Annotated in this window: 18 protein-coding genes; all 18 read left to right on the top strand. The window is 29.8% G+C overall.

The features are described from left to right. Positions 1-134: 134 nt before the first annotated feature. On the top strand, positions 135-1,475 hold the full coding sequence (locus ACY2RX_RS13015) for a coiled-coil domain-containing protein (RefSeq protein WP_490104412.1): 1,341 nt from the start codon (positions 135-137) through the stop codon (positions 1,473-1,475). Between the two features lie 211 nt (positions 1,476-1,686). Next, positions 1,687-1,932, top strand: a complete 246-nt coding sequence (locus tag ACY2RX_RS13010) for a ribbon-helix-helix domain-containing protein (RefSeq protein ID WP_490104411.1) — start codon at positions 1,687-1,689, stop codon at positions 1,930-1,932. Next, on the top strand, positions 1,932-2,264 hold the full coding sequence (locus ACY2RX_RS13005) for a type II toxin-antitoxin system PemK/MazF family toxin (RefSeq protein WP_490104410.1): 333 nt from the start codon (positions 1,932-1,934) through the stop codon (positions 2,262-2,264). Before ACY2RX_RS13010 ends, ACY2RX_RS13005 begins: the two co-directional genes overlap by 1 nt. 2 nt (positions 2,265-2,266) lie before the next feature. Then, a complete protein-coding gene (locus tag ACY2RX_RS13000) occupies positions 2,267-3,307 on the top strand; it encodes a hypothetical protein (protein ID WP_490104409.1) in 1,041 nt (346 codons plus the stop codon). A 108-nt stretch (positions 3,308-3,415) separates the two neighbouring features. Then, the gene (locus ACY2RX_RS12995; RefSeq protein WP_490104408.1) at positions 3,416-5,377 is read left to right on the top strand and encodes an AAA family ATPase; all 1,962 of its coding nucleotides are present in this window, start codon (positions 3,416-3,418) and stop codon (positions 5,375-5,377) included. After that, positions 5,367-5,951, top strand: a complete 585-nt coding sequence (locus ACY2RX_RS12990) for an NUDIX domain-containing protein (protein ID WP_490104407.1) — start codon at positions 5,367-5,369, stop codon at positions 5,949-5,951. Before ACY2RX_RS12995 ends, ACY2RX_RS12990 begins: the two co-directional genes overlap by 11 nt. A gap of 1 nt (position 5,952) precedes the next feature. Continuing rightward, positions 5,953-7,194 carry a DUF6638 family protein gene (locus ACY2RX_RS12985; protein WP_490104406.1) on the top strand — a complete coding sequence of 414 codons (1,242 nt, stop codon included), beginning with the start codon at positions 5,953-5,955 and terminating at the stop codon, positions 7,192-7,194. A 102-nt stretch (positions 7,195-7,296) separates the two neighbouring features. Further along, entirely contained in the window at positions 7,297-7,653 is a 357-nt protein-coding gene (locus ACY2RX_RS12980; protein WP_490104405.1) for a four helix bundle protein, read from the top strand. 49 nt (positions 7,654-7,702) lie between these two features. Then, positions 7,703-8,272, top strand: a complete 570-nt coding sequence (locus tag ACY2RX_RS12975; RefSeq protein ID WP_490104404.1) for a hypothetical protein — start codon at positions 7,703-7,705, stop codon at positions 8,270-8,272. A gap of 129 nt (positions 8,273-8,401) precedes the next feature. Continuing rightward, complete coding sequence (locus ACY2RX_RS12970) at positions 8,402-10,090, top strand: hypothetical protein (protein WP_490104403.1); 1,689 nt, start codon at positions 8,402-8,404, stop codon at positions 10,088-10,090. Positions 10,091-10,344: 254 nt separating this feature from the next. Beyond that, positions 10,345-10,704 (top strand): DoxX family protein, encoded by a 360-nt coding sequence (locus ACY2RX_RS12965; protein WP_490104402.1) that lies wholly within the window; start codon positions 10,345-10,347, stop codon positions 10,702-10,704. Beyond that, the gene (locus ACY2RX_RS12960) at positions 10,697-11,092 is read left to right on the top strand and encodes an OsmC family protein (protein ID WP_490104401.1); all 396 of its coding nucleotides are present in this window, start codon (positions 10,697-10,699) and stop codon (positions 11,090-11,092) included. The genes ACY2RX_RS12965 and ACY2RX_RS12960 overlap by 8 nt, the downstream gene beginning before the upstream one ends. A gap of 51 nt (positions 11,093-11,143) precedes the next feature. Then, complete coding sequence (locus tag ACY2RX_RS12955; RefSeq protein WP_490104400.1) at positions 11,144-11,680, top strand: NADPH-dependent FMN reductase; 537 nt, start codon at positions 11,144-11,146, stop codon at positions 11,678-11,680. A 46-nt stretch (positions 11,681-11,726) separates the two neighbouring features. Further along, the gene (locus ACY2RX_RS12950) at positions 11,727-12,164 is read left to right on the top strand and encodes a MarR family winged helix-turn-helix transcriptional regulator (protein WP_490104399.1); all 438 of its coding nucleotides are present in this window, start codon (positions 11,727-11,729) and stop codon (positions 12,162-12,164) included. A 114-nt stretch (positions 12,165-12,278) separates the two neighbouring features. Continuing rightward, complete coding sequence (locus tag ACY2RX_RS12945; RefSeq protein WP_490104398.1) at positions 12,279-13,151, top strand: pirin family protein; 873 nt, start codon at positions 12,279-12,281, stop codon at positions 13,149-13,151. A 500-nt stretch (positions 13,152-13,651) separates the two neighbouring features. Next, positions 13,652-15,049 carry an arginine decarboxylase gene (locus ACY2RX_RS12940; protein ID WP_490104397.1) on the top strand — a complete coding sequence of 466 codons (1,398 nt, stop codon included), beginning with the start codon at positions 13,652-13,654 and terminating at the stop codon, positions 15,047-15,049. Then, complete coding sequence (gene speB / locus ACY2RX_RS12935; protein ID WP_490104396.1) at positions 15,039-15,980, top strand: agmatinase; 942 nt, start codon at positions 15,039-15,041, stop codon at positions 15,978-15,980. Before ACY2RX_RS12940 ends, speB begins: the two co-directional genes overlap by 11 nt. Next, positions 15,973-16,944, top strand: a complete 972-nt coding sequence (locus ACY2RX_RS12930) for a deoxyhypusine synthase family protein (protein ID WP_490104439.1) — start codon at positions 15,973-15,975, stop codon at positions 16,942-16,944. Before speB ends, ACY2RX_RS12930 begins: the two co-directional genes overlap by 8 nt. The last annotated feature ends 3 nt before the right edge of the window (positions 16,945-16,947 follow it).

The following is a 16,947-nucleotide window of genomic DNA, read 5'->3' as shown; positions in this document are numbered from 1 at the left end:
TTGATATGCCAATTTTTTGTAACAATTTATTTATTTTGTCTACATATATTTAAACACAATTCTATTTTTATTCAAAAAAATTAACGAAATTGCTTGTCTGAAAAATTGTACAACCTTTAAAAATAAAAAGAACTATGTCTGATGATTTTGATTTATTAGAAACGAATTCGAACGAAAAAACCGAAAAAGTGGATGTTAACTGGGGGAAAGCTATCGATACGATGAAATCCAAATTATCTCAAGAAGAAGACCCACAGAAACGTCAAAAAATATTAAATGCAACATTAGATGATGTTGTGCATATGGCAGAAAAAGACAGAACTACGCTGTTAGATGCCATTAAAGACTTAACAGATTATCAAGATGAAGTAGGAATTATCTTCGAGAAATTCTCTTCATTAAATCCAGAAGAGCAAAAAATTATTGACGATGCGCAAAAAGCTTTAGATCGTGCAAAAATTGAATTAGAAGATGCTCAAAACAAACCAGATACTTGGTGGAATAACCTTTGGGGAAGAAAATCTAAAATTAAAAAAGCTGAGACATCTTTAAAAGATGCAGAAAAAGTACGTGCTGGAGCAGATAATAAAGCCAAAGCAAAATTCCAAGAAAGAATTGAAAGTGCAGATATTCAAACTTTGTTGAGTGAGCTTTCATACAAATCTCAGGCTGCAGTAACACGTTTAAAGAACAGAGAAGTAGAGATTAAAGAAGTTGAAGAAAAACTAAAAGATGCAATTGTAGAAGCTTCTAAAAATCATACAAAGGCATTAGAGAAAAAGAAAGAAATAGAAGATAAATTAGAAGAACAATATGCGTTATTAAAACAAGCACGTCAAGAATTAGATGAAATTGCAGATAAACAATCAACGGCTTATTCAGAAGCTATTGGTAAAGTAACCACTATTGAGCAAAAAGTAGAAGAATTAGAAGGTCTTAAAAATGCCTACACAACTTTAGCAGCCAGTAAAGATAGTTTTGTGCACAAACATAATTTAACCATAAAAGTATTAACTTCTTTGCGTTCTAATTTACAAACCCATAGAGCAAAACTAAAGTCAGATACAGAAGAAAGATTAAAATATTATGACGGTTATGTAGTGGCTTTAAAAGCAAGAACAGACCAAGAATTTGCAGCAATTTTAGAACATTTAGGTATAAAAACAGACGAACATATTGGAGAAACTCTAGCGTCTATGCATTCTGCAAGTGCAAGAGCTCGTCAAGAAATGATGGACAATATTCCTGTTCACGAAAAAGTAATGAAAGGTGTGTATAGCACCTATGCAGAGGCTTTGCAAGAAATTCGTGAAAAAGATATCGACATTCAAAAGAACTTTGCAGACAGATATGGAATCGATATGAAAGAAATTTTTGAAGACTATTACAAAGCAGATGCAAACGCTCCAAAAGGAGATGATGCTCCTGCAGAAAAACCAAAAGCAGACACTTCTAACGACGATTTATTATCTTAAAATTATTAGGGCGTTACCCCGATGAAAAATCGGGGTCAGGCTTTTCATTATATCTTTTTTCTGAAAAAGAAAAAAGGATGCCATTTCAATCCTTAACGCAGGCTTATTTATAAACGATACTAATATTAGATAAAGGTTTTTATATTAAAATACTGTTAATTAGAAATATAAATGATAAATATTAATTATATTTGTAAAAAATAAATATAAAATGGCAACATTTACATCGTCTTTACCAGATAATCTTTTAGAAAAATTATCAACTTTAGCAAAAGAATTGCAGCTTCCCAAAAATAGGCTTATAGAGAATGCATTAGAACTTTATTTAGAGCAAATAGAGAAAGCCAGTTATATAAAATCTTACAGGCAAGCTGCTACAGATGATGATATTTTAATAGTGGCAGAAGAAGGTATGCAAGATTATTTTAACACAATTAACAATGCAGAAATCAAATAATGAAGCAAGGAGAAATTTGGGAACTGTATTTAAATCCCACAAAAGGAAGTGAGCAAAGTGGCAGAAGACCAGCCGTAATTATTAGTGGAAATATGCTCAACAAATATTTACAAATAGTAATTGTTTGTCCAATAACCACAAGTGTTAAAAATTATAAAGGAAATTTAATAATAAAACCAAATAAAATTAACGGTTTGTCTAAAATTTCAGAAGTTTTAACGTTTCACGTTCGTTCAGTTTCAAAAACAAGATTAGATAAAAAAATTGGTAAAATTTCTCTAAAAGATGTTGAAATTATCAAGAAAACCTTAAATGATATTCTTAAATATTAAAAATGATTACAACGCCGCTAGATTCTGCAGAATTAAACTCTAAAGAACAATACGTTTTTTATCATAAAATGGTAGATTTTGTGTTAAAGGAACTCATTGTAAGCGTTCAACAAGAGCAATTATGTTCACATCAAGAGTTACTTATTTTTAAACAATATTCAGACTTATTATTATATTCGATAGAAGCTATGCGTATTAAATATATGTATGATGAAGAAGATAATATGAAAGTCGATTTAACAGATTCTGGTTTTCCTAATTATTTAGAATTTAGGTATTTATATAACGATTTAGAATTAAAAAACGAATATGCTGGTAAATTGAAAGGTAAAGAAATTTTAAAAGCAGAATTTTTAGATACTTTATTAAAAAAGAAGCAACCTATAAAAAGGAACAAACTTTTTCAAGCATCTTCAATTGTATATTATCAATCTGTAAATCAAAAATATATTTTTAACAGATTTGTACAAGGTAAAATTATTGAAACACCTAAAAATAAGAACGGAAACTTAATGACAAGTTGGAGTTTCTATGATGTAAGCACAAACAGACCTTACATTTGTTATATGTATTTTACTTATGATGGTAAACATATAATGGACGAAAAAGAGAACATTTATAAAGTATTAAAAGAAAGTGCAGATAGAGAAATGTCTTTAGATACAATGGCGTATGCCATAGACAGAAAACTACCAAAAATTCAACCAAAGCATATTAAAAGAATCGATTTAGGTCCTTTTCATAATGTGTTTGCAAAAGACGAAAACGAAATCACCCATACTATTTTAAGCGGAATCGCACGTAAAGAAATTCCTTTAGAATCCTATGCTTTATCATTAAAGATAGATAAAGTGTATTCTGGAGATACATTTACAGAAGGAGGGTTTTTCTCTAAACAAACAATGCAAAAATGGAGTGAAGTTATTAAAAAAAAATATGTTTTTGCGCCACATAGAATTATCCAATTATTGCATAATCAAACACCAAGAGAATTAGATAAATTGGCAAAACAACCGATTCAAATGTCGGATTTAAAAAGTTGATAAAATAGAAAGAAACCTCAAAGGTTTTTAAAACCTTTGAGGTTTAGAAAATACAAAAATTAATTGACTTTCCCCTTTGGGGAAATGTCTGAAAAGATATAGGGGCTTATGGAACACAACTCAACTTTCCCAATAAAACAAAACGAATTAGATATGCTTCGCGATGAAGCTTCTGGTTATTTAAAATCAGTTCAGTGGGAACAAAGCAATAGAGCAAAAAACAAAGAAAAAGACGCAAAAGACGATTCAATTTTATTGTATTTGTCTAGAGCAAATAGCGGAAGTAATGTAGAAATTACATCGGTTTCTAAAACGATTTTGGCTTTAAAAAAGAGACTTTTACCAGATTCTATTGCAATTCCTGTGTATTTAAATCAAACTTTATATGCAGTTCAAGAAGGAATTACATTAGGAATTTGGATTAAAGATAATTATTATGATGCCTCAGGTTTATCCTCTTTAAAAGAACGAAAATCAGCATTAGATTCTCAAGGAAAACGTGAGTTTGAAAGTAAAATGCAAACCGCAACTGCCTTTCAATTATTTGCAACTTCGTATAAAATTTTACACGATTTAAAATCTCAGGCTTCTGATGATTTATCAGTAATGAAACAAAAATTTGCAGGGATTCCAGAAGTTTCTTTGTTATCACCCTTAAAAGGGATTGCTTGTACTTTGTTTTATTATGATAAATATTTAGGACATCCAGAAATTATAAAATCAGATAAAGACGTTATCGATTTTACCGTTGTTTTTTATGAAGCCTTATTGGATGAAATTCAACTAAGAAAAAGTAGTTTAGAATACACAGAAACGATTGTAGACAGAGCTTATAAATTAGAAAATTCTGATTTTGCAGTATCAGGTTGGGAAAATATTTTTGCAGGAACCGCTAAAAGTGTAGCGTTTAATAAAATTCAGTTCGAGCAAATTGTAGGAAATAAAGATGCAAAACATTTTGCACGAAGATTAACAGAAAGAATGTTGAGTTACGATTTTGATGCGCAAAAAAATCCGTTTCAAGAATTAGGAGGATTTATGCCTGTTTTTATGGGATATGGAATTCCAGGAACAGGAAAATCAATGTTAATAGCAGCCATTGCCACACGTTTAAAAGAACATTGCGATCATTTAGATATTCCGTTTTTATTTCATCCAATGCCAGATACATTAATTTCTACGTTTCAAGGAGGAAGTGCAGAAAAAATGGTAGAATGGATGAAGCCTATGCAAGATCCAACAAAATTAATTTTTGCTCCCATTGATGATGCAGAAAACAATTTACAAGAACGAACTGCACAAGGAGTTTCTGCTGGAGTGAAAGAAGTTATCGGAGTTTTCTTGCGTTACACAGAAGGTGCGTATGCAGTTAATTACGGAAATTCATCAATAGGATTATTTACCAATTTACCAGAAATGTTAGACAAGGCTGTTATTTCTCGTGTACAAGGAAGATTTAAAATTGATGGAGCAAGAACAACACACGATTTTTTAGATCAAGATTATATTTGGTGGAAAAAGTTTGAAAAAACAATGCCCGATTTTGTGAATATGCAAAATCCGTCGAATTATGAGTTTTTAAAAGACCAAGGATTGGTAAAAAATATGGGAGATATTTTAAAGTCTGTAGAAAAACCAAGTGAAGAAAGAGTTTTAGAGGCTTATGATAAGGCAGAAAAATTACATAAAACAAATCAACACTTGTTTTTTGCGATCTTGTATAAAGAAATTCAGAATATATTTCCATTCTTTTCATCAAGAGATGTGCGTAACATTCAATCTGCCATTTCATTGCGATTAACAGATTTTGATTTAGAACAAGATTGGTTTGAAAATCCTGAAATTTATTTCAAAAAAGATTATGAAACCAAGTTTCAGATGTTACAAGAATTGATGAAAGCTAATATGAAAGGATTGGATTTTTCTGAAATTAGAAGACAAGAAGTAGTACGTTATTTAGACAATGTTGCAACCATTGCAGATACAGATTTTAAACGTAAGGTAGATGCAAGAGTAAATCAATTACATATCGATTTAGAGGCAAGAAAAAATTTTGAAGATGGCAGATAATCACATCAAAAATATTAAAAAGACATTATTGTCGAACAATTATTACACACTCAATAAGCTGAATTTTGATTATCAAATGCCAGATGGAAGTTGGGTAAACCAAATGCGAGAAGTTTATGAACGAGGTCATGGAGCAGGGATTTTATTATACAACACCATAAAAAAAACAGTTATTTTAATCAAACAATTTAGAATGCCCACTTATTTACACGATAATAAAGATGGTTTTTTAATTGAAATTCCTGCAGGATTATTAGATGAAGACAATCCTGAACAATGTATCATCAGAGAAACAGAAGAAGAGGTTGGAATTCGTTTAACATCCGTAAAAAAAGTTTATGAAGGGTATTCTTCTCCAGGAGTGTTAACTGAGAAAATGCACTTTTTTGTGGGTGAATACACGGATGCAATGAAAGTGAGTAAAGGTGGCGGATTGGCAAGTGAAACAGAAGATATTGAAGTGTTAGAAATTCCTTTTACAGAAGCAGTTAGAATGTTAGAAAACGGAGAAATTGTAGATACAAGAACCATTGTTTTATTGCAATATGCTCAAATTCATAAGTTGGTAGATTAAGATGCAAAAATTAATAAAAGTCAATTTATACAGAAGTGAATCAATTTCTATTAATGGAAAATTGGTAGAACGTTACAATAAGTGTTTGCTAAAATTAGGATTTACAAAAACCAAACTCAAAAAATTTACTATAGATGGATTTGGTTGGAGTCCTGAAATTGCAGAAGAAAAAGGAGAAAAGTTTTATCTAAATAATGGCGAGGCTAATACGCACGCAATTATTATTTCACCGAAACAAAAAGGTTTACCAGTTTACAATCCATTTCATTCTTTTGATAGAGATTTAATGAAAGCTGTGTTTAAAAAACACGAAAAAACCATTAATGATATTACCAGAGATTCTGCAATTTGTGTAGATTTTGATCAAAAAATAGATACTTTTTATGAGCCTTTAGATGTGTTAAGGTATAAAGATGTTGTCATAAAGTTTCATTTAATCAACGATTTAAATAAAGCTAAAAAAGAACAATTAAAGTTAGTAGAAACTTTTAATTATGAGAATAATTTTATTGATGAAAAAGTGCATCAACAGTTGTTGGCATCAGCAAAAAAATATGGCGATTTAAGAACAAGAAACCTTACCTTAGAAGAAATTAGTTTTACTACAGATTCTTTTTATACCAAAGCTTTTGGAGGTGTTTATTTGTTAAGAGATTTGGTAACTCCTATTTTAATATTTGAAGATAAAGAAACATATAAAGAAGCTATTAAAGACACAACTTACGATGTTTTAATGTATCATATTTCGCATTCAGAAATGATAGAAAAACTGGTAAGCTATAATGTTTTTGAACTAGATTTAGAGGAGGAAACCACAAAAAAAAGATACTACAGAATTCAGAAATTTATTTTTTCATCCTATTTAAAAGAAACAAGACATCCTATTAAAGAAATCTTACAAGACAGTATTTTATTTAAAAGTTATTTGAATAAAATTGATATCTCGTCGAGAAAAAAAATAATGAGTTTAGAACGTTTTTTAGACAAAAAGAAAGTTTCGAAAACGTTAAAACCCAAAGAAATTATAGCAAAAGAAATCTATATAGCATTGCATAAACCCCATTCTTCGTTAAAACCAAATGACCAAGATTTAATTTGGAGTTTGTTAGTAAACATTGCACCAAAAGATGTGTTGTTTTTATATTGGTATGATAAAGAGCAATTTTATGAGAGTTTTAAAAACTATGACGATTCGTTACAAGATTGGATAATTGAAACTATTTTAAAAGGATTTGATGGGTAAAGAGTGAAGTGTGAAGAAAGAAGAATGAAGGGTGAAGAGGAAATATTAATTTAATTAAAAGGAGATGTAAGAAAATTGTATATTTATAAAAAAGAAAAAGTAATGAGTTTTAAATTTGAAAATTTAATTATTTGGCAAAAATCTATGAAATTAGGAGAAGAAATGAATTTATTATCTAAAAGTTTTATAAAGGAAGAAATTTATAATTTGTCATCTCAATTAAGAAGAGCATCAGACTCTGTAGCTTTAAATATTTCAGAAGGTTCAATTTTACAATCTAATGCAGAATATAGAAGGTTTTTAGGATATTCAATACGTTCTTTAGCAGAAGTTGTTACTTGTTTACACAAAGCAATTAGAAGAAAATATTTGTCACAAAACGACTTTGAAATACATTATAAAAATTGTTTCGATTTAATGAATATGACAATCGCATACAGAAATAAAATAAAAAAATAATTTGGTTGGAAGTCCGAAGTATGAAGTTTGAAGACTATTAAAAGTCTGATTGGAACTTCAAACTGCCATCTTCCCACTTCAAACTCATAAAACTATGACCATAGAAATCATCATATTTATAGCAGCAATATTATTTGGAGTTATCTTGTATTGGAGAGAATCTCAAGGAAATAAAATGTATCGATTTTTTAATAAATTAATGAATTCTAAAGAATTACAAATGAAATCGACAGATAAAAAAGGTTTTGTATATCAACAAAGCTTTATTTTAAGATTGGTGTTTATAACAGCCTTTTTTCTGATAGCAATTTTAATAACACAGTTTTTAATTCCTATTAATTATACAGCAATTTCTTTGTTTGCTTCAATGATTTTCGGAACTTTAATAGGAACTTATATTGCAGGATTCATTTTTAAATCATCTAAAATTATTGAAGAACAATCAGAATCTATAGAAGATAAGTTTCAAGAGGTTATTGAAAAAGGCAAAGATTTTATCGAAGATTTACAGACCAAAGATACAGAAGCAGTTGATAAAATTGAAGTTAAAAAAGAAGCACCAAAAGTAGAAGAGAAGAGTGCTAGAGACCGTTTGAAAGATAAAGGATTTTTGAAGTAGTGGAAAGGTGGAAGAATGAAGAATGAAGAAGAAGTTGGGAGTTGGAAGTGAAATGTAAATAAAAGATATATTAACTAAGTATGAGTAAGAATCTTCAAGCTTTAGTCTTCATACTTCAATCTTATAATTATGTTAAAAAAATATTGGAATAAAGGAGCAAAACAGAAGAAAAGAGTCATTATAGTAACAATAATCATTATTGGATTGTTATTCTTTTTAAGAGATGATTATCAACCAGCATTATTGTTTGTAAGAAAATTTATCTTCATCATATTATTATCTTTTGCTATTATTTTCTTCGGATTTAGAAGTTTTAGAAAATCGTCAAATACGGGTAAAAGAATAGGAATTTTAGTCTTTTTAGCAGCTTTTTTCGGAATCTTATATTATGTAGGTTGGAATTTAAAATTCTACGATTATATGAAAACCTACAACGTTTTTAACGATTTAAATAAAATAGAAATTCAAGAATTACCATTAACCCAAAACGAAAGAATTCAGCCGCTAAGAAATATCTTTTCAATGGCAAACGAATCTGTGGGAGAAACCAAAGATGTTTCCTTACCGCATTTGGTGAGAGTAGATGGCAATAATCAATGGACAATGGCAATTCAGCCAACAGAAAAATATGTTTGGCAAGGAATAAAAGACAATACAGAAGAAGTTTTTTCGGTGTCAAGCACAACTCCTTTTCCACGTTTTTCTAGCGAGAATAGAATTCCGGTTACATTTTCTATTGGAGAATCTTTAAAGTTTAGTAGAAACACGTATAATGCTGTTGTTCAGCGTTTAAACCCTTGGATGTTATTTAATTACGAACCCAGTGACACCTATTATATGAAAAATGATAAAGGTGCTTGGGTAGAAGTGGTGAGCTTAATTAAATGGAGAGGTTTCTTTTTTCCATATCCAACTTTTGGCGGAGTTATGGTCATAGAAAACGGAGAACATACTTTTAAAGATTATTTAGAAAGAATTACCATAGGAAAAGGAACCTACATTGCTCCTGAAGAAATGAAAAATCACCAATACCTAACCAAGCAAAATACATTGTCAGAAAAAGTATCGCGTTTACAAGCAGAAAGTTTAAAGTTTTTGGCAGGTTTTTCAGATCCTTTACCTTGGAATATGAAAACCGCTGTTAAAATTCCAGATTTACCAGACGATCAAAATCAGCAACCATTTGTAACCGATTTCGATTTTTCAGATTCAAAAATAAAAGCATACAGTGGTTTGTATCATTGGTTTGGTTTAGAACCCGTTGGCGATGAAAGAACCAGTTTAACCTTCAGCGTTTTTATTCCTGCAGACGGTACAGATACGTTGTATTATTACGATCACGCAGCAAAAAAAGAAGGTTATGCTGGTGTTTCTGCAATGCCTTTAAAAGTGATAGAATCTCGTAAAGAATATGATTGGTCTGTAAACAAACCTGTAGAATTTAGGCCTTATATCAAAAATATTGCGGGTAGAAAACGTATGTTTTTCTTGAGTACAATTTCGGCAATTAAAAAAGAAAATGCACAGTTCGATGGTTCTGCAACGCCAGATTTAGCTTTAATTGACAGCGAATACAGAGATGTAGTTTGGATTGATGCAAAACACCCAAGTACCTGGAACGAAGAAGTTTACAAACAGTTAAATGAAGCTTGGAGAACTAGCGAAAAACAAAATATTTATTTCGAAAAGGAAAAAACTATTTTAGAAACCAATCGTCAAATTTTAGATTCTATCAAGCTCATTTCTAAACAGCAAAGAAATTTAAAGCAAATAGAGCGTTTACAAAAACAAATAGATTCTATTAAAAAGAATCAGTAGCTTGTGCTGAACATATTTCAGTATCACACTTTGATCTTTTAGAAGCTTTTTCACGCTTTCCATTATATCTTTTTTTGTGAAAAACAAAAAAAGGATGCCATTTCAATCGTGGCTAAACTTACTTGCTAATTAAGAGAATTAAAGCAAATGTATTTCAATTTTAAAATTAGCACACATTATTTCCCTGGGTTTATTTCCCTTGGTAATTAAATTTATTTGTTGTAACTTTGTCAAGAATTAAAAAAATACTTAAAATGAAAACAACAAAAATTATATACTACATTTCTACAGGTTTATTAACTTTATTAATGCTTTTTTCAGCGGGAATGTATTTTTTCAATCACGCAGAAGTAGCAAAATTATTTACAAGTTTTGGATATCCAACTTATATTATTTATCCTTATGCAGTTGCAAAATTATTAGGTTTGGTTGCTATTTGGTTTCTTGCAAATAAAACAATAAAAGAATGGGCGTATGCAGGGTATTTCTTTGCATTTATTTTTGCTTTTTTTGCCCATATAATGATTGGTGATGGAGATCAATGGGGAGCCTTAATAGCAATGATGCTTTTAATTACTTCATACATTACTTACAATAAAATTAACAATGGCTAATAATGCGCAATCTACAGTAACTTTAACAAACAAAAATTATTTATCAGAAGCTAAAATGAGAAATCATTTTGCAGTTTTAGATGAGCCAATTTCTTTGGGAGGAGATGATAATGCTCCAACTCCAGTAGAGTATTTGCTAACAGCAATTGGTGGGTGTGTTTCTATAACTTTAAGAATGTATGCAGAAAGAAAAGGTTGGGATGTAGGCAAAATAACGGTTAATGTTTCACAAATTAAAGATGAAAATGGTTCTTATTTAAGAGAAGAAATTTCTTTTGAAAAAGAAATTACAGAAAATCAAAGAAAAAGATTGTTAGTTATTGCAGGTAAATGTCCTGTTGCAAAAATGGTAAAAGGAGAAACAGAAATAGAAAGTAGTATTCAGTAGGCAGTTTAACAGTCGGCTTTTACAATTACACAATTAAACAATTTTAAAATGATGAAAAAAATAATAGCATTTGCAGGTAGTAACAGTAACAAATCAATCAATAAAAAATTAGCAATTTTTGCATCAAGTTTAATAGAAAATGTAGCAATTAAGGTTTTAGATTTAAATGATTTTCAAGTTCCTATTTATGGCATAGATGAAGAAACTAAAAACGGAATTCCTAAAAAAGCTTCAGAGTTTCTAAAAACTATTCATCAATCAGACGGAATTATTTTATCGTTAGCAGAACATAATGGAAACTTTTCTGCAGCGTTTAAAAATATATACGATTGGTCTTCTAGAATAGAACCAAAACTTTGGAAAAATATTCCTATGCTTTTAATGGCAACATCGCCTGGAGGTAGAGGAGGAGCTTCTGTTTTATCAATAGCAAAAAACGGATTTCCGCATATGGGAGGTAACATAGTTGCAGATTTTTCTTTACCAAATTTCTATGATAATTTTGTTGATGGTAAAGTTGTAAACGAAGATTTGTTGGCATCTTTAAAAGAACAAGCAAACAAGTTCGAGATTTTTCTAAATCAATAAAAATAAATTTTAAGAAAACTAAAAACTAAAAACTAAAAACTAAATAATGGGAGATATCTCAAAAGATATTAAATCAAAATTTGTAAACAATAAGGTAAAGGCTTTAATCAATATTAAATACACTTCTAATTGGTTAAATAGCAAAGAGAATGAGTTTTTTAAACCTTACGGAATTTCGCCTCAACAGTTTAATATTTTAAGAATTTTACGTGGAGCAAAAGACAGGGTAAAAGTTCAGGTTGTAAAAGATAGAATGATTGAAAGAGCTCCTAATGCCACGCGTTTAATGGACAAATTATGTGATAAAAATCTGATTGAAAGAGAACGTTGTGAACACGACAGAAGAGTGGTGTATGTAAAAATTACCAACCAAGGTTTAGAACTTTTATCAACCATAGATGAAAACAAAAACGTATCTTTTTTAAATAATATTACAGATGATGAAGCTAATATTTTAAGCAACCTTTTAGATAAAATTAGATAGAAAAAAATTTAAAAAAATATTTTCCTTGGAAAATAAATTGCAAATAATTATACATTTCTATTCTAGTGATTCTGATTTTTTTATCGGAATTATATCGAAAACAAATCCTAAAAAATGATGAAAACTTTAAAATCAATACAACATAAAGTTACAAGTCCAATAGTAAATATGGGAGCCATAAAATTGCGTCAACCACTACCAACAGAAGGAATAGAAAATGTAGATCCATTTTTATTATTGCACCATTATGGGCCTTATGCAATTTCAGAATTCAATAATCCGTTCGATTTAGGTCCACACCCACACAGAGGTTTTGAACCCATAACTTTGCTTTTTAAAGGCGAACAGTTGCATAGAGATTCTTTAGGAAATGAAATGATTGTAAAAGCAGGAGATGTACAATGGACGACTGCTGGTAGCGGAATTATTCATTCAGAAGGACCCACAAAAGAGTTTGTAAAAAAAGGTGGAGATTTAGAAGGAATCCAGCTGTGGTTAAACTTACCTGCAAAAAATAAAATGATGACACCTAATTATCAGCATTTAGAAAAAAAGCAGATTCCTAAAATATTTTCTGATGATAAAAAAGTGCAATTAAACATTATTGCAGGCAATCAATTAGAAAAAACAGGATTGATTAAAACCCAAACAGAGGTCAATGTTTTTACAGCAAATGCTCAAGAAAACGGAAAAATGGAAATTAAAATTCCAGCGTATCATCAATCGCTAATTTATTTATTGGAAGGAAAAGCTATTGTAAACGGAACTGAAATTTTGAAAAAAGAAAATAATCAAATGATAACTTTTAATCAAGATGGAAATACCATACAATTTAAAGCCAAAGAAAATAGCACACTATTAATTTTGTCTGGCGTACCAATTAAAGAGAAAATTACTCAATACGGACCTTATGTGATGAATACGCAAACAGAAATTTTAGAAGCAATGAGAGATTATCAACAAGGTAAAATGGGATATTTATATTAATTTTAACTTAAAAAGGCTGTCTAAAAAGTAAGTTTAGATGTCATTTTGAGCGGAGTCTAAAAATCTAAAATATTGATTTTAAATAAAATAATATTTCTAATTGCAATCGAAATGACAAGTTTTAATACTTTTTAGACAACCTTCTTTTTGTCAATAAAAAAAGAATACAGTATTTAATTTTTTTTTTTGAATTTTAGTAATCTTACTTTTTTGTATTAAAAAAAGTTTACATTTGATTTATCTATGATAGGTTAAATGTTAAGTTTTGCTTATTTCGTATCCAACTTTTTTTGGAAGATAAAAAGTTGTAGTGTGTTTAAGAAACACAACGAAAAAATTATGGTTTCTTCCAACTTACTATTAAATCAATTACAAAACCTCAGACTTAGAGGTGTGTTTTTAGAGCTACGCGTTTAGTTTTCATTTTCAATTAGGGTTATTCAAAACTTTGCTATAAGATAGCATTCAGGTTTTTGTTTATAATTTTTATTGAAATTAAAATGAATACTAAATACAAAGATTTAATAGAACAAACTTTTGATTTTCCACAAGAGGAATTTCATACAGAAAATGGCAACCTTTTGTTTCATAATATAGATTTGAATCAATTGGTTGAACAATATGGTACGCCATTAAAATTTACTTATTTACCTAAAATTTCCGATAATATTAATCGTGCTAAATATTGGTTTAATTATGCCATTAAAAAGCATAACTATAAAGGAAGTTATCATTATTCGTATTGCACAAAAAGCTCACACTTTAAATATATTTTAGAAGAAGCTTTAAAAAACAATATTCATATAGAAACTTCTTCTGCTTTTGATATTGATATCGTTAAAAGCCTCAAAAAAGAGGGGAAATTAAATGACAAAGCTTATGTTTTATGCAACGGATTTAAACGCGAAAAATATATTGAAAATATTGTAAGCTTAATAGATGGCGGACATACAAACTGCATTCCGATAATTGATAATTTTGAAGAGTTAGATTTAATTTTAGATCAAACCAAAAGCAAATTTAAAGTAGGTATTAGAATTGCTTCTGAAGAAGAACCAAAATTTGAATTTTATACTTCTCGTCTCGGAATTGGTTACAAAAACATTGTTTCTTTTTACGAACGTGAAATTGCAGAAAACCCTAAAGTAGAGTTAAAAATGCTTCATTTTTTTATTAATACAGGTATTAAAGACAATGCATATTATTGGAATGAGTTGTTAAAATGTATGAGCGTTTACATCAAACTTAAAAAGGTGTGTCCAACATTAGATAGTTTAAATATTGGTGGTGGATTTCCTATAAAAAACTCATTGGCTTTTGAGTATGATTATCAATATATGATTGATGAAATTATCAATCAAATTAAAGAAGCTTGCGATGAAGCAGAAGTAGATGTGCCAGATATTTTTACAGAGTTTGGTAGTTTTACAGTAGGTGAAGCTGGTGGTGCAATTTATGAAGTTTTGTATCAAAAAAAACAAAACGACAGAGAAAGGTGGAATATGATTAACTCTTCATTTATTACCACACTACCAGATACTTGGGCAATTAATAAAAGATTTATAATGCTTCCTGTAAACAAATGGAACAAGCAATATGAGCGTGTTTTATTAGGTGGTTTAACTTGTGATAGTGATGATTATTACAACTCAGAACAACACACAAATGCAATTTATTTACCCATTTACGAAAAAGAAAAACCACTTTATATCGGCTTTTTTAATACGGGTGCTTATCAAGAAACTATAGGCGGTTTTGGTGGCTTGCAACATTGTTTAATTCCACATCCAAAACACGTTTTAATAAGCAAAAGCAAGAACGGAAAAATAACAACCAAATTATTTAAAGAGCAACAAAAAAAAGAAGAATTACTTTCAATTTTAGGATATGGAAAATAAAAAAACATACGCAGGAATTCCTGAACAATACGCAAAATTAGAAACAGCCAAAGTGGTATTAATTCCTGTACCTTATGATGGTACAAGTACATGGCAAAAAGGAGCAGACAAAGGTCCAGAAGCTTTTTTAAATGCTTCAGAAAATATGGAACTCTACGATATAGAAACCGATAGCGAAGTCTATAAAGAAGGTGTTTTTTTAACACAAGCAATCACAGAAAATACTTCGCCAGAAAAAATGGTAGAAGCGGTACATTCTAAAGTAAAAAAATACATAAATAAAAATAAGTTTGTAACCATTTTTGGAGGTGAACATTCTATTTCTATCGGAACTATTAGAGCGTTTAACGAGTGTTTTAATAACCTAACTGTTTTGCATATTGATGCACATACAGATTTGCGAAAAGAATATGAAGGTTCTACTTGTAATCATGCTTGTGCCGTATATGAAGCAAATGAAAATACCAATTTAGTACAAGTAGGTATTAGAAGTATGGACATTTCAGAAACACGTGTAATAAATAAATATAAAGTTTTTTTTGCGCACGATATGGCAGTAAATGAATATTGGATGGATGATGTAATTGATCAATTAACAGGCAATGTTTTTATTACTTTTGATTTAGACGCTTTAGATCCGTCAATTCTATCAAGTACAGGAACTCCAGAACCAGGAGGTTTGTTTTATTACGAAACTTTAGAATTTTTAAAAAAAGTATTTACAGAACGTAATGTGGTTGGTTTTGATATAGTTGAATTGTGTCCAAATCCGCAAGAAAAATCATCCGATTTTTTAGCCGCAAAACTGTATTACAAAATGCTAAGCTATAAGTTTTCTTCAGAAATGGAGGATGAAGAAGACTATTCAGATAATACAAATTCACCATTTAATGAACTTTCAAAATTTAAAGACTATGATGAATATGAATAAACAACCCATTTCTGAATTTTTAGAAAAGTACTTTTTGCACTTTAATGCAGCCTCACTAGTAGATGCTGCAAAAGGTTATGAAGCGCAATTAGAACAAGGTTCTAAAATGTTGGTTTCTTTAGCTGGAGCAATGAGTACAGCAGAAATAGGTAAAATTTTTGCAGAAATAATTCGTCAAGATAAAGTGCATATTATTTCGTGTACAGGCGCAAATCTTGAAGAAGACATTATGAATTTGGTAGCTCATTCTCATTACAAACGTGTACCAAATTACCGTGATTTAACACCCCAAGATGAATGGGATTTACTTTTGAAAGGATTAAATAGAGTTACAGATACCTGTATTCCAGAAGATGAAGCTTTTAGACGTTTACAAAAACACATTTTCAAAATTTGGAAAGACGCAGAAGATGATGGAGAACGATTTTTCCCGCATGAATTTATGTATAAGTTACTATTGTCAGGTGTTTTAGAAGATTACTACGAGATAGATGTCAAAGATTCTTGGATGTACGCAGCAGCTCAAAAAAACTTACCAATGGTTGTTCCTGGTTGGGAAGATTCTACTATGGGAAATATTTTCGCATCCTATGTTTTGAAAGGTGAATTGAAGGCATCAATTATGAAATCAGGAATAGAATATATGACATTTTTAGCAGATTGGTACACTGATAATTCTAAAGATGGAATAGGTTTCTTTCAAATTGGCGGTGGTATTGCAGGAGATTTTCCTATTTGTGTAGTACCAATGTTGTATCAAGATTTAGAAAGAGAAGACACACCTTTTTGGAGTTATTTCTGTCAAATTTCAGACTCTACAACAAGTTATGGTTCCTATTCTGGAGCAGTACCTAATGAGAAAATTACTTGGGGAAAATTAGATATAGACACTCCAAAATTTATTATAGAGAGTGATGCAACCATTGTTGCACCATTAATATTTGCTTACCTATTAAATATGTAAATT

The sequence above is a fragment of the Polaribacter sp. 2405UD43-2 genome (genome assembly GCF_058147125.1).
This window is presented reverse-complemented; position numbering and strand designations above follow the sequence as displayed.

Coding starts and splice junctions, on each gene's coding strand:
- ACY2RX_RS13005 (WP_490104410.1), top strand. CDS start 1,932: ATGAAGCAAGGAGAAATTTGGGAACTGTATTTAAATCCCACAAAAGGA.
- ACY2RX_RS13010 (WP_490104411.1), top strand. CDS start 1,687: ATGGCAACATTTACATCGTCTTTACCAGATAATCTTTTAGAAAAATTA.
- ACY2RX_RS12990 (WP_490104407.1), top strand. CDS start 5,367: ATGGCAGATAATCACATCAAAAATATTAAAAAGACATTATTGTCGAAC.
- speB (WP_490104396.1), top strand. CDS start 15,039: ATGGAAAATAAAAAAACATACGCAGGAATTCCTGAACAATACGCAAAA.
- ACY2RX_RS13000 (WP_490104409.1), top strand. CDS start 2,267: ATGATTACAACGCCGCTAGATTCTGCAGAATTAAACTCTAAAGAACAA.
- ACY2RX_RS12930 (WP_490104439.1), top strand. CDS start 15,973: ATGAATAAACAACCCATTTCTGAATTTTTAGAAAAGTACTTTTTGCAC.
- ACY2RX_RS12985 (WP_490104406.1), top strand. CDS start 5,953: ATGCAAAAATTAATAAAAGTCAATTTATACAGAAGTGAATCAATTTCT.
- ACY2RX_RS12950 (WP_490104399.1), top strand. CDS start 11,727: ATGGGAGATATCTCAAAAGATATTAAATCAAAATTTGTAAACAATAAG.
- ACY2RX_RS12970 (WP_490104403.1), top strand. CDS start 8,402: ATGTTAAAAAAATATTGGAATAAAGGAGCAAAACAGAAGAAAAGAGTC.
- ACY2RX_RS13015 (WP_490104412.1), top strand. CDS start 135: ATGTCTGATGATTTTGATTTATTAGAAACGAATTCGAACGAAAAAACC.
- ACY2RX_RS12980 (WP_490104405.1), top strand. CDS start 7,297: ATGAGTTTTAAATTTGAAAATTTAATTATTTGGCAAAAATCTATGAAA.
- ACY2RX_RS12945 (WP_490104398.1), top strand. CDS start 12,279: ATGATGAAAACTTTAAAATCAATACAACATAAAGTTACAAGTCCAATA.
- ACY2RX_RS12995 (WP_490104408.1), top strand. CDS start 3,416: ATGGAACACAACTCAACTTTCCCAATAAAACAAAACGAATTAGATATG.
- ACY2RX_RS12960 (WP_490104401.1), top strand. CDS start 10,697: ATGGCTAATAATGCGCAATCTACAGTAACTTTAACAAACAAAAATTAT.
- ACY2RX_RS12955 (WP_490104400.1), top strand. CDS start 11,144: ATGAAAAAAATAATAGCATTTGCAGGTAGTAACAGTAACAAATCAATC.
- ACY2RX_RS12940 (WP_490104397.1), top strand. CDS start 13,652: ATGAATACTAAATACAAAGATTTAATAGAACAAACTTTTGATTTTCCA.
- ACY2RX_RS12965 (WP_490104402.1), top strand. CDS start 10,345: ATGAAAACAACAAAAATTATATACTACATTTCTACAGGTTTATTAACT.